This is a genomic window from Collimonas antrihumi, assembly GCF_018304965.1.
Classification (GTDB): Bacteria; Pseudomonadota; Gammaproteobacteria; order Burkholderiales; family Burkholderiaceae_D; genus Collimonas; species Collimonas antrihumi.
In genome coordinates this window covers 48,208-61,045 of record NZ_JAGQED010000028.1, presented here as the reverse complement: position 1 = coordinate 61,045, position 12,838 = coordinate 48,208, and the positions used below count along the sequence as shown (strand labels likewise).

The following is a 12,838-nucleotide window of genomic DNA, read 5'->3' as shown; positions in this document are numbered from 1 at the left end:
ATTTCACTATTTTCGACCAGTCTTCACTTATGTTTTTGTACTCTTCGGCGACCATTATCTTTTGCGAGATTCATTTTAATTTCGCAATGTTAACCCGCAATCAGAATTTTGGTTAGCGCGTATGGGGGCGGCCCGGCAGCCGCATACTTTCTTTGCTTCGCCCCTAGCCGGGCGCCCGAAAGTACGCAAAGAAAGGCGACCGCAAAGCCACTGCCTTCCCTTCGGTCAGGTCCCCATGCGGACTTCAACTTCAAAAGCCACCGCAACCGCGGGGATTTTGTACTATTGCGACGCCTTCTTGATCGCCTGCTTAGCTACTTCCTTTGCCGCCTTTTTATAAGGCCGGAGGTAAAGAATCGTACACAGGAAAAAAATGCAGCTAAGCGCAGTTTCCACCCAGCCAAGCCTGCTGGACAGAAGATTGCTGTCACTGGTAGCGCGCACTATGCCTTCGGTGAAATAGATCAGGATCAGCATCGAGGCCCATTGCATGGTGTAGACGTCGCGCTTCAATACGCCGCGTAGCGGAAATAGCAACGGCACCACTTTCAATACCATCCAGGAACCACCAGGCCGCAGTGGCGCCAGCGCCAGTTCCCAGGCCAGGCCGAGTGCGATCAGGGCTAGCAGGCTGCCGACTGCGCCGAAATAGAAGAAGCGTGGCTGGCGTGCTGCATGTGGCAGGGGGTGGGTCGATACGCCGGGTTTTAGTTTGGTGGTCATCATGCCCTCGCTGTGTTGCGCTTGGGATTCAACTTCAAGGCGGTTTCTGCCAGGCGCCGTCCTTGGGCGATCGCCAGTATGCGACTCTCGGCAGAGATCGGATGCGTGCCGTTCATGCCGGACCAGTGGCTGGCGCCATATGGCGTGCCGCCGCTGGCGGTTGTCATTAATTCTGGCAGCGTGTAGGGTAGACCCATTACCAGCATGCCATGGTGCAATAAGGGCGTCATCATCGATATCAGCGTCGATTCCTGGCCGCCGTGCAAACTGCCGGTGGAGGTAAACACGCAGGCCGGTTTGCCGGCCAAGGTGCCTGCCAGCCAGTCAGTGCTGGTGCCGTCCCAGAAATACTTCATGGCGGAGGCCATGTTGCCGAAGCGGGTTGGCGATCCCAGAGCCAGGCCCTGGCATTCGTGCAGATCCGCCAGTTCGACATAGGGCGCACCTTCCGACGGGATATCGGGGGCGCTGGCTTCAGTCACGGTCGACACCGCCGGCACCGTGCGCAAACGCGCTTCGCAGCCGGCCACGGCGTCTATTCCCTGGCCGATCAGTTCGGCCAGTTTGCGGGTCGAGCCATGGCGGGAGTAGTACAAAACCAGAATTGGTGTATTAACGTTAATATTTGATGAGTTCATTTTGGTATTATAGGGCGCTTTAGCGTCGGTTCACGCTGCAAATGCGCGTTGGATCGCGAAGCTCGGCAGCAACGCTGGCGGGCAAGATTAGGTAAAACATGAAGTCAATAAAATTTTCCAGATTACGCGGCCTGTCCTGGTCGGAATTGCGCGATCTGTTTCGGTTCGCGGCGCGCCGCCTGGACGAGGAGCGCCTGCCGCAGGTGGCCGGCAGCCTGACCTTTACCTCGATTCTGGCACTAGTGCCGATGCTGACCATCGCGCTGGCGATCTTTACCGTGTTTCCATTGTTCGGCACTTTTCGCGCCTCGCTGGAACAGTATTTCGTGCATAACCTGATGCCGCGGGGGTTCTCAGATACGATTCTGAATTCTCTCAATCAGTTTGCCAGTAAATCGGCCAAATTGTCGGCGGTCGGCGGCATCGCGCTGATCGTGACTTCGGTCTTGACGATGTCGACGGTCGACCACGTGTTCAACCGCATCTGGCGGGTCAAGACCCAACGCCCGTGGATCCACCGGGTACTGGTGTATTGGGCGATCATCACGCTGGGGCCGCTGCTGATCGGCATTTCGATCAGCGTTACTTCCAATATTTCGGCGGTTACGAATGGCCTGGTCATGAGCTGGGTCGGCAACTGGTTTTATACGCTGCTGTCGATAGCGTTGACTACCGGTGCGTTTACCCTGCTATACGTGGCGGTGCCGAATCAACGGGTGGACTGGCGCGATGCGGTTTGGGGCGGCTTGCTGGCCGGTATTGCATTTGAAATCGCCAAGCGTTTCTTTGCTGCCTATGTGATCAAGTTCCCGACCTACACCATGGTCTACGGCGCCTTGGCCGCCTTGCCGATTTTCTTGTTGTGGATCTACATGCTATGGATGATCACGCTGGTCGGCGCCTTGCTGGTAGCGGCGCTGCCGGTAGTGAAATATGAACGCTGGTGGCATGTGCCGACACCGGGCAGCGCTTTCGTTGATGCGATGGCGGTATTGGGCGTGCTGTATCAAGCCAGGACGGAGGGCAATTCTGCCGCGGTGGATGCGGGCCAGATACGGCGCGCAACCCGACTGGGTTTCGATGAGTCGGAAAGCTTGCTGCAGCAAATGCTGGAGATCGGCTGGGTCGGCTGCGTGCAGACCGAGATGCAGGCCCGAAGCCAGTGGGGGCGTAAAGTGCGCGTCAGTATCGATGGCTGGATTTTGCTGGCCAATCCGGATGGCCTGAAACTCGCAGATATCTACCGCTTGTTCGTGTGTAACCTGGTGGCGGCGAAGGTGAGCAAATCGGCGCTGGCATGGCAGGTTGAAACTGCCATAGAACAAGGCCTGGAGCAGACGCTGGCGGCGTATTTTATCGAAGGCGGATTAGAACAAACGCAGCTTGATAGTGCCGCCGCATCAGTGCCCGCGCCCTAATCCCGGTATCCAGAAATAGCTGACTTGCGCCACGCCTTTGTAAGTCGGGCGCCTGGTGTTTATTAAAAACGAAAGCTGTTTTGTGGTCATTCGATAGCCGCGATTGCCGTTTTCCGCGATGTCTAAATGTAAATTAATCGCTATTTTAAGGTACAAACTTAAGGTACAAACGGTTCACATTGCTGTGAACCGTTTTTTACATAGTTAATTAAAAAGAAACCTGGCCGGTCAGCATCTGCCAGTACATGACCCAATCGCCAAGGAAAGAGTAGAGCGGTTGTTTAAAGGTAGCGGGACGGTTCTTCTCGAACACGAAATGGCCGACCCAGGCAAAGCCGTAACCGCACACCAGCGCCACCGGCAACCAGTACCAGGCGCCGGTCAGTACCAGCGCGCCCAACGCCAGCAGCGCCAGCGTCGAGCCGGTGAAATGCAGTTGGCGGCAAGTGCGGTTGCTGTGCTGGCTCAGGTAACTCGGATAGAACTCGGCAAATGTCTCGTATTTCTTTTCAAGTACGGTAGGCATGGCGTCTCCTCGAAGTTACTGTTATTTAAGCTTAATCCCCGTTGATGACAGGTGCAACCGCTGTGGAAGAGCGCAGCGCCGTCGTGGCAAACTTGAACAAATGATCCAGTACCGCATCCGGCTGTTCCGCCATCAATGCATGGCCGCTGGCTTCGACCTGCACTACCTTGGCGTGTTTGATCGCAGCAATCAGGCCGGCCGCGGCTTTGGCCGGTGTCATGACATCGCGTTGGCCGAGCAGGAACAGGGTAGGGCAAGTCACTGTCTGAGAGGCCAGTTCACCGTTTGCGTAACTGTTGCAAGCGGCAAAGTCGGTATAGAACACGGTCGGCTTGCTGTCGGACTGGCGAGCAATACGCTGCATCAGGCGCTGGCTGGCTCCCTGTACGTAAAATCCCGGACCGGGAGCTGAAGGTTTGGGCGACATGGTCGAGTGCGACCAGATGTTCACCATGTCGATCGCACTTTGCTGCGCATTATTGGCGGCATCAAGCAGCGCATCGGCGACTTTCATCGGATATGCCGTGCCAACCAGCGCAATGCCGGCGATACGCGCCGAGCTTGCATTTGCAGCACGGCCGGCGCTTTCCAGTGCGATCAGCGACCCCATGCTGTGTCCGATCAGGATCGCTTTGGTAACACCTGCGGCATCCAGCAACGCACTCAACCAGTCTGACAGTTCCTCGATGGTGGCCAAGGCAGGGCCTTGGCTGCGCCCATGTCCCGGCAGATCCACCGCCAGCACGCTGAAGCCGTGATGGGCGAAATAGCGGGTTTGCAAGATCCACACAGAATGGTCGTTTTGACCGCCATGGATAAACACCGCGGTCGGCAACGACGGATTGAATGCTTTGCCGCCGGTATAGCAATAAGTATCGTAATCGGTGCCGCGGAAATGTGTTTTTAGTAACATCTCATTTTTCCTTCCGCTCAGCGCGTTGCGACATCTTGAGACCGTAGGCCAGGTCTTCAATCAGATCCTCGACATTCTCCAGGCCTATCGACAATCTCAAGGTGCCTTCGGTAATGCCGGAAGCCGCCAACTGCTCGCTCGGAACCCGGAAGTGGGTAGTCGAGGCCGGATGGATGACCAGCGATTTGGCATCGCCTACATTGGCCAGGTGGGAGAATATCTTGAGCGATTCCACCATGCGCCGGCCGGCCGCGCGATCTCCCTTGAGGTTGAACGAGAACACCGCGCCGCAGCCTTTTGGCAGCAAAGTCTTGCTCAGTGCATGGCCGGGATGCGAAGGCAATTCAGGATAGGCGACCGACTCGACCGCAGCATGCGCCGCCAGGAATTCGACCACCTTGCGGGTGTTGGCGACATGTTTTTCCATACGTAGCGCCAGCGTCTCGATGCCTTGCAGGATGGCGAAGGCATTGTGCGGACTCATCACCGCGCCAAAATCGCGCAAGCCTTCGCGGCGGGCGCGCAAGGAAAACGGCGCGACTGTCGATTCCTCCGAAAAGACCATGCCGTGGAAACCTTCGTACGGCTCGCACAACTCGCTGAAGCGGCCGGTTTTTTCATATGCTTGCTGCCAATCGAAAGTGCCGCCGTCCACCAGCAGGCCGCCGACAGCGGTGCCGTGGCCGCACAGGAACTTGGTGGCCGAATGGAACACCAGGTCGGCGCCATGATCGAACGGGCGCAGCAGATACGGCGTGGTAAACGTGGCGTCCACCATCAGCGGTAGATAATGTTCATGCGCCAGAGCCGCGATACGCGGGATATCCAACACGTCCAGCCCCGGATTGCCGAGCGTCTCGCCGAACAGCACTTTGGTATTCGGCCGGATCGCCGCGCGCCAGGCATCCAGATCGCCGGGGTCGACAAAGGTGGTTTCGATGCCGAAGCGTTTCAAGGTGTAGGACAGCAGGTTGTGCGAACCGCCATACAAGGCGCGCGACGCCACGACATGCGAACCGGCGCCGGCGATGGTGGCCAGGCCCAGATGCATGGCTGCTTGCCCGCTGGCGACGGCAATCCCGGCGACGCCGCCTTCGAGCGCGGCGATGCGTTCTTCCAGCACGGCGTTGGTGGGATTGGAAATGCGCGAATACACGTGGCCTGCGCGCTCCATATTGAACAGCGAGGCAGCGTGGTCGGAATCCTTGAACACAAAGGCCGAGGTCAGGTAGATCGGCGTGGCGCGGGCGCCGGTGGCCGGGTCGGGGACGCTGCCGGCGTGCAGCGACAAGGTGTCGAAGCCGGGGTAATGGGGGGTACTCATGGTACTGGCTGTCTCCTTCTATTCTTGAAATATGAGAACTCGCTCTACTCGTGCTGCGCTGCGCGGTAGATTTTTAGTCTGGCTTAGGCTACATTCTGGATATAGATAAGTAAGAAGTAAGCATAACTCAAGCAAAGGCAGGATGGCCCCATGAAAGTTTCTGAAATCCTCAAAGTCAAAGGCAATATTCTTTACACCGTGACGCCGGAAACGCCGTTGATCGACGCCGTCAATACGATGGCGGAAAAAGATATCGGTTCGCTGGTAGTGATGGAGTTCGGTACGCTGGTGGGGATGCTGACTTTCCGTGAAGTGATGAATGCGATTCACCAGAACGGCGGTGCGGTCGGCAGCAACACGGTGCGCAAGCATATGGACGACAGCCCGATTACCGTCACGCCCGATACCGAAGTCAACGAAGTGCGCCGCATCATGCTGGAGCGCCACGCACGCTATGTACCGATCATGGATGCCCGCACCTTGCTGGGCGTGATGTCGTTTTATGACGTGGCCAAGGCGGTGCTGGATGCCCAAGGTTTTGAAAACAAGATGCTGAAAGCCTATATTCGCGACTGGCCGTCCAACGCCGACGAATAAGGTTCGTTATAAATTTGTCCGGAACCGTTTGTGGCAGTAAGATGCCGCAAACGGTTTTTTTGCGTAACGAAATTGCGTAATTGTGTAATTGCGTAAGCTTCAAAAAAATATTAAAACAGTAATTCATTCGTCGCTGCCATGGCGCGCCCTTCCCATTAGTCCACCTATGTCCAAATCCAGTCAATTTGCCCTGCTGCGCCAGAGACGTTTCGCGCCTTTCTTCTGGACCCAGTTTTTTGGCGCTTTCAACGACAACGTATTCAAGACCGCCTTGCTGACGATCCTGACTTACGAGGCGTTGAGCTGGACCAGCATGGACGTCAATCTGTTGAACAACCTGATTCCAGGTTTGTTCATTTTGCCGTTTGTGGTGTTTTCTGCGACCGCCGGCCAACTCGCCGACAAGTTCGAGAAATCGCGCCTCGCGCGTTATGTCAAAGTGCTGGAAATTATCATCATGGCGGTCGCCGCCGTGGGCTGGATGACGCATAACCTGTGGCTGTTGATTCTGGCCGTGGTCGGCATGGGTGTCCATTCGACCATTTTCGGGCCGGTCAAGTATGCCTATCTGCCGCAGCAGCTGCGCCAGGATGAACTGGTCGGCGGCAACGGCATTATCGAGATGGGAACGTTCGTCGGCATCCTGTTGGGTGAAGTGCTGGGCGCGGTGCTGGTGGTGCACAAGCCGTGGGGTATCGAGCTGGTGGCGGGTGGCACGTTGGCGATTGCGATCATCGGCTGGCTGTTCAGCCGCGGCATTCCACTGACGCCGGCCGCCGAGCCGGCGTTGCAGATCAATTGGAACCCGATTACCGAAACGGTGCGTAACCTGGGCTTTTCCCGCAAGAACCGGCCGGTGTTCCTGGCCATGCTGGCCAACTCATGGTTCTGGTTTTACGGCGCGATCGTGCTGGCGCAGTTTCCCTTGTATGCGAAAAATTACCTGCATGGAGACCATAGTGTTTTTGTGCTTTTGCTGACGGTATTCTCGCTCGGTGTCGGCACCGGTTCGCTACTGTGCGAACGCTTGTCGGGCCACAAGGTGGAAATCGGTCTGGTGCCGTTTGGCGCGATCGGCCTGTCGGTGTTCGGCCTCGACCTGTTTCTTGCCAGCCTGGGCTACACCAATACCGCGATGGTCGACATGGCCGGCTTTGTGCAGCAGCATGGCAGCTGGCGCATCCTGTTCGACTGCGTGATGATCGGCCTGTTCGGCGGCTTGTATATCGTGCCGCTGTTTGCAGTGATCCAGACCCGTTGCGACCGCAGGCATTTGTCGCGCACGATTGCAGGCATGAATATCATGAACGCCTTGTTCATGGTGGTGGCGGCGCTGGTGGCGATGACGCTGTTGAGCTTCGGCTTCACGATTCCGCAGATTTTCCTGGTCACCGCGATTCTCAATGCCATTGTGGCGATATATATATTCACGGTGGTGCCGGAATACCTGGTGCGTTTCGTGGCCTGGATAGTGATTCATACCATTCATCGGGTTCACACCGTCAACCGCGACCGTATTCCGGACGAGGGTGCCGCGGTGCTGGTCTGCAACCATGTCAGTTACGTCGATGCGATCGTGATCATGGCGGCTAGTCCTCGGCCGATCCGTTTTGTGATGGATCACCGGATTTTCAAAATCCCGGTGCTGGCCTGGCTGTTCAAAACCGCCAAGGCGATTCCGATTGCGCCGGCCAAGGAAAATCCTGAGTTGATGGAACGCGCCTTCGCGCAAATCGCCGCTGCGCTGGAAGATGGCGACCTGGTTTGTATTTTCCCGGAAGGTAAGTTGACCAGCACCGGTGAAATGAACGAATTCCGCGGTGGCATCAAGAAAATCGTTGAACGCACGCCAGTGCCAGTGATCCCGATGGCATTGAGCGGCTTGTGGGGCAGCATGTGGACTCGTAGCGCCGGTAATCCCTTCCAACGCTCGTTCAAGCGCGGTCCGCTGTCAGCTTTGCAGCTGACGGTGGGCGAAGCGATAGCGCCGACGCAGGCGACACCGGAATATTTGCAGCAGCAAGTACAGACTTTACGCGGTGCCTGGCAGTAAAACTGGGTCGGGTGGGGCGATCGTACCGATCGTTCCCACGCGTAACGCGATAATAAAAAAGCAACGATTATGGCGCCCGATTCACTATCACGGCGGCTGCGCTGGTAAAATCACATTTTTCAGCCCTTTTTTTATCTGGATCATCATGCCCGGCAATACCTTCGGCAGTTTGTTTAGCGTCACCAATTTCGGCGAATCACACGGCCCGGCCATCGGCTGCATAGTCGACGGCTGCCCGCCGGGACTGGAATTGTCCGAAGCTGATATCCAGCCGGACCTGGATCGCCGTAAACCAGGCACTTCACGCCACGTGACCCAGCGCCAGGAGCCGGACACGGTGGAAATCCTGTCCGGCGTCTATGAAGGCAAGACTACCGGCACCCCGATCATGCTGTTGATCCGCAACCAGGACCAGCGCAGCAAGGATTACGGCAATATCGTCGATACCTTCCGCCCCGGGCATGCCGATTTTACCTATTGGCAAAAATACGGTATCCGCGATCCGCGCGGTGGCGGCCGTTCCTCGGCGCGCCTGACGGCACCCATGGTCGGCGCTGCGGCCATCGCCAAGAAGTGGCTGAAGCAGCAATACGGCACGACTTTCAAGGGTTGCATGAGCCAGCTGGGCGAAATCCCTGTCGCTTTCGAGTCGTGGGACCACGTACCGAATAACCCGTTTTTTGCCGCCAACGTTAGCCAGATCGCCGAACTTGAAGCATATATGGATGCGTTGCGCAAAGATGGCGATTCCTGCGGCGCCCGCATCGATGTTGTCGCCTCCAAGGTGCCGGTCGGCCTGGGTGAACCTTTGTACGACAAGCTGGATGCCGAGATCGGCTACGCCATGATGGGCATCAATGCTGTCAAAGGCGTGGAAATCGGTGCCGGTTTTGCCTCGGTGGCGCAAAAGGGATCGCAGCATGGCGATGAAATTACCCGCAACGGCTTCCTGACCAATAACGCCGGCGGCATCCTGGGCGGTATTTCGAGCGGCCAGGACATCACCGTGTCGATCGCCATCAAGCCGACATCCAGTATCCGTACGCCGCGGCAGTCGATCGACAAGCAAGGTAATCCGGCCACGGTCGAAACCTTCGGCCGCCACGACCCTTGCGTCGGAATCCGGGCGACCCCTATTGCCGAGGCCATGCTGGCCTTGGTACTGATGGACCATGCCCTGCGGCATCGCGCCCAATGCGGCGATGTGCAGGTTGCACCGCTGGTCGATTCCAAGTAGTTCTTCTGGCGCTAGTTCCCCTGGCGCCGCCACAGCCAAGGCTTGGCGGCGACCTTTCTCTTCCCTATGCGTTGTCGATTTGCCGAATCCTGTGGCTGAATTCGGCTGCAAGATAGCTAATCTTGCGCGCCTGATGCAGGTTTACGTTACGCTAGCTGTAACACTCAAAACCAGATTGAATCCGGAGAAAGAGGGGACATCATGATTGATACACTTTCCAGCGCTGCGCTGGCCGGTGGCTTATCGTGGGCCAGCGGCATCCGCCTGTATATGGCGCTGTTCATTGCCGGCTGGTTCGGCCGCCTGGGGTGGATCGATCTGCCGCAGGCGCTGCAGATACTGGAATCGCCATGGGTGATCGGTGTTACCGGCTTGCTGGCAGCCATCGAGTTTCTGGTGGATAAGATTCCCGGGCTTGATTCAGTCTGGGACGCGGTCCACACCTTTATCCGGATTCCGGCCGGCGCGATCCTCGCGGTAGCCGCCATGGGCCATATGGATCCAGCCTGGACTACGGTGGCAGCGTTGATAGGCGGCACTTTTGCGCTGGGAGCGCACGCTACCAAGGCCGGCAGCCGGGCCATGATCAACACCACGCCGGAACCTTTGAGCAACTGGACTGCATCGTTTTCCGAAGATGCGACTGTGCTCGGTGGATTATGGGCAGCGTTTTTCCATCCCTGGCTGTTGTTTGCGTTTCTGTTCCTGTTTTTCCTGTTTGCGATCTGGCTGCTGCCCAAGTTGTGGCGCGGCCTGCGTTGGGTATTTCAAAGGCTTGCCACATGATTTTTTTGCAGTCTCTACGCATGACCCAGCGCGACTGGCGCGCAGGTGAATTACGTTTTTTGCTGATAGCTTTGATTGTGGCCGTCGCCTCCTTATCGGCAGTCGGCTTTTTTGTAGACCGGATGCGCGCCGGGCTGAACCGCGACGCGCACCAGCTGCTGGGTGCCGACCTGTTGATTTCGGCCGATCAGCGTATAACCCCCAGCTGGCGCAAAGAGGCCGAACGCCGCCAGTTGACTTTGGCAGACACGGTTGTGTTTCCCAGCATGGCCATCGCCGGCGAGGGCGACAGCGCCAGGTCGCAGCTGGCTTCGCTGAAAGCAGTCAGCGCCGGCTATCCGTTGCGCGGCAGCCTGGTGGTTGCCGATAGCGTCGCCGGTACGGATGCCAAAACCCGGCAGACTCCAGCCGCAGGCACCGTCTGGCTGGATTCCAATATGCTGACCGCGCTGAATCTGGCGGTGGGCGATCCGCTCAAGCTCGGCGACCGTACTTTCAAGATTGCCAAAGTGCTGGTGGTCGAACCCGACCGCGGTAGCGGTTTCATCAATTTTGCACCGCGCGTGATGTTGTCGATGGCCGATCTGGCATCCACCAAACTGATCCAGGACGGCTCACGGGTTACCTATCGCCTGCTGCTGGCCGGCGCCCCGCAACAGGTGCAGGACTTCCAGAAATGGGTAGAGAGCGATATCAGCCGCGAAAACCTGAAAGGCGTGCGTATCGAGGGCCTGGAAAACGGTCGCCCTGAAATGCGCGCGACACTTGATCGCGGCCAGCAATTCCTGTCCCTGGTCGGTTTGTTGTCAGCCTTGCTGGCAGCAGTTGCGGTGGCAATGGCGGCGCGCCGCTTCATGCTGCGCCACCTGGATGCCTGCGCCATGTTGCGCTGCCTGGGCTTGACGCAAAACCAGGTGACGCAATTATATTTGCTGGAATTCTTGCTGGTCGGCCTGGCTGGCAGTTTGATTGGCGTGGTGCTCGGCTTCGGCGCGCATTTCATGTTGCTCGATCTGCTGGGGAAATTTGTCGCCAGCGATTTGCCGAACGCCAGCGTGATGCCGGCCTTGCAAGGTTTGATCACCGGCATGCTGCTGCTGACCGGTTTTGCCTTGCCGCCTATCCTGCAACTGCGCAATGTGCCGCATAACCGCGTGATCCGGCGCGAGCAAGATGCCCCGCAAGCGCTGGTGCTGGCTACCTACGGGCTTGGCACGCTGACATTTATCGGCTTGCTGTTGTGGCAGGCAGGCGATGTAAAACTGGGTTTGCTGACCGCGCTCGGATTCTTGGGCGGCTTTGCCGTGTTCGCCTTGCTGGGCTGGCTGGCGCTGAAAGCCTCGCGCCATGTGCGTAGTTTGTCGCGCCATCCGAGCTGGCGCTTTGCGTTGACTGCCCTTCAGCGGCGGCCGGTGGCGACCATCGTGCAAATTGTCGCCCTGTCGCTGGGTTTGATGGCATTGCTGCTGCTGACGGTCATCCGCGGCGATCTGGTCGGCGCCTGGCGCCAGGCGACGCCGGCTGACGCACCTAATCGTTTTGTGATCAATATCCAGGATGACCAACGCGCCGAGATTACGCACCGCTTGCAAGCGATCGGCATCGCCCAGCCGCAACTGTTTCCAATGATTCGCGGCCGCCTGACCCAGGTCAACGGCAAGCCGATCACCGCCGATACCTATCCCGAAGACAAGGCCAAGCGCCTGGTCGACCGCGAATTCAACCTGTCCACCATGAATCAGGTGCCGGCCCAGAACACGGTGAGCGCCGGCCGCTGGTTTGACGATACGCAAGCCGCCGCATCGGTTGAGGAAGGCCTGGCCAAGACCTTGAACCTGAAGCTTGGCGATACACTGCAGTTCGACATCGCCGGCCAGCTGGTGAGTGCGCCGATTACCAGCTTGCGCAAGCTGGAGTGGGGCTCGATGCGGGTCAATTTCTTTGTCATCCTCAATCCGAAACTGATGGCCGACATGCCGCAAACCTGGATCACCGCTTTCAATTTGCCGGATGCGCATGCCAATTTCAGCAACGAGTTGACGCGCGATTTTCCGAATCTGACGGTGGTTGATATCGGTAGCGTCATCAAGCAGATCCAGGGCGTGATCGATCAGGTTGTGGCGGCGGTCGAATTCCTTTTCCTGTTTACGCTGCTGTCCGGTGCGCTGGTGCTGTATGCGGCGCTGGTCGGGTCGCAAGACGAACGGACCCGCGAAGCCGGCCTGCTGCGTGCGCTGGGCGCAACCCGCAAGCAATTGTCGCAATCGCAATGGATAGAATTCGGCTTGATCGGCAGTCTCGCCGGCTTCCTGGCGGCCAGCGGCGCTGCGGCAATCGGCTGGGCCCTGGCGCACTATGTATTCAACTTTACCTGGACTTTCAGCCCGCTGGTATGGCTGGCCGGGATGGCGATCGGTGCGATCTGCACGTTTGCCGGTGGCTGGGTCGGATTGCGGCATGTGTTGAATCAACCGCCTTTGCAAACCTTGCGCGAGGCTTGAGTCGCGAGGCTTGATTCAACCCTGTCACGTCATTTCGGGGATAATGCCGGCTTACGCTACCATTTTTCCCCATGACTACAGAACACACCACTACCGCCAATGCGCCAGCGGAGCAGCAACAG

The 12,838-nt window shown here is 57.9% G+C and carries 11 protein-coding genes; 6 read left to right on the top strand and 5 right to left on the bottom strand.

Features of this window, described 5'->3' with window-relative positions; all coding sequences use genetic code 11:
• Window positions 1-282: 282 nt before the first annotated feature.
• Together KHU29_RS18725 and wrbA are read right to left on the bottom strand one after the other, a co-directional pair.
• A complete protein-coding gene (locus KHU29_RS18725; RefSeq protein ID WP_244544951.1) occupies window positions 283-726 on the bottom strand; it encodes a DUF2069 domain-containing protein in 444 nt (147 codons plus the stop codon).
• Window positions 723-1,361 carry an NAD(P)H:quinone oxidoreductase gene (gene wrbA / locus KHU29_RS18720; RefSeq protein WP_211454627.1) on the bottom strand — a complete coding sequence of 213 codons (639 nt, stop codon included), beginning with the start codon at window positions 1,359-1,361 and terminating at the stop codon, window positions 723-725. Before wrbA ends, KHU29_RS18725 begins: the two co-directional genes overlap by 4 nt.
• 98 nt (window positions 1,362-1,459) lie before the next feature.
• Here wrbA and KHU29_RS18715 point away from each other — a divergent pair, with 98 nt between their 5' ends.
• The gene (locus tag KHU29_RS18715; RefSeq protein ID WP_211454625.1) at window positions 1,460-2,779 is read left to right on the top strand and encodes a YihY family inner membrane protein; all 1,320 of its coding nucleotides are present in this window, start codon (window positions 1,460-1,462) and stop codon (window positions 2,777-2,779) included.
• Between the two features lie 208 nt (window positions 2,780-2,987).
• On the opposite strand, the gene KHU29_RS18710 is transcribed toward KHU29_RS18715, so the two are convergent.
• The 3 genes from KHU29_RS18710 to KHU29_RS18700 are packed head-to-tail and all read right to left on the bottom strand — an operon-like array spanning window position 2,988 to window position 5,542.
• Window positions 2,988-3,305: an Mpo1-like protein gene (locus KHU29_RS18710; protein ID WP_211454623.1), complete on the bottom strand. Its 318-nt coding sequence runs from the start codon at window positions 3,303-3,305 to the stop codon at window positions 2,988-2,990.
• A gap of 31 nt (window positions 3,306-3,336) precedes the next feature.
• Window positions 3,337-4,218, bottom strand: a complete 882-nt coding sequence (locus KHU29_RS18705; protein WP_211454622.1) for an alpha/beta fold hydrolase — start codon at window positions 4,216-4,218, stop codon at window positions 3,337-3,339.
• Window position 4,219: 1 nt separating this feature from the next.
• Complete coding sequence (locus tag KHU29_RS18700; protein ID WP_211454621.1) at window positions 4,220-5,542, bottom strand: O-acetylhomoserine aminocarboxypropyltransferase; 1,323 nt, start codon at window positions 5,540-5,542, stop codon at window positions 4,220-4,222.
• A gap of 150 nt (window positions 5,543-5,692) precedes the next feature.
• Here KHU29_RS18700 and KHU29_RS18695 point away from each other — a divergent pair, with 150 nt between their 5' ends.
• The 5 genes from KHU29_RS18695 (at window position 5,693) to KHU29_RS18675 (ending at window position 12,716) form a co-directional block, all read left to right on the top strand.
• A complete protein-coding gene (locus KHU29_RS18695) occupies window positions 5,693-6,139 on the top strand; it encodes a CBS domain-containing protein (RefSeq protein ID WP_092416296.1) in 447 nt (148 codons plus the stop codon).
• A 166-nt stretch (window positions 6,140-6,305) separates the two neighbouring features.
• Entirely contained in the window at window positions 6,306-8,192 is a 1,887-nt protein-coding gene (locus KHU29_RS18690) for an MFS transporter (RefSeq protein WP_211454620.1), read from the top strand.
• Window positions 8,193-8,337: 145 nt separating this feature from the next.
• Window positions 8,338-9,429, top strand: coding sequence for a chorismate synthase (gene aroC, locus KHU29_RS18685; protein ID WP_211454619.1), 1,092 nt, complete (start codon window positions 8,338-8,340; stop codon window positions 9,427-9,429).
• A 201-nt stretch (window positions 9,430-9,630) separates the two neighbouring features.
• Window positions 9,631-10,215, top strand: a complete 585-nt coding sequence (locus tag KHU29_RS18680) for a DUF4126 domain-containing protein (RefSeq protein ID WP_211454618.1) — start codon at window positions 9,631-9,633, stop codon at window positions 10,213-10,215.
• Window positions 10,215-12,716, top strand: coding sequence for an ABC transporter permease (locus tag KHU29_RS18675; protein ID WP_211454640.1), 2,502 nt, complete (start codon window positions 10,215-10,217; stop codon window positions 12,714-12,716). The genes KHU29_RS18680 and KHU29_RS18675 overlap by 1 nt, the downstream gene beginning before the upstream one ends.
• The last annotated feature ends 122 nt before the right edge of the window (window positions 12,717-12,838 follow it).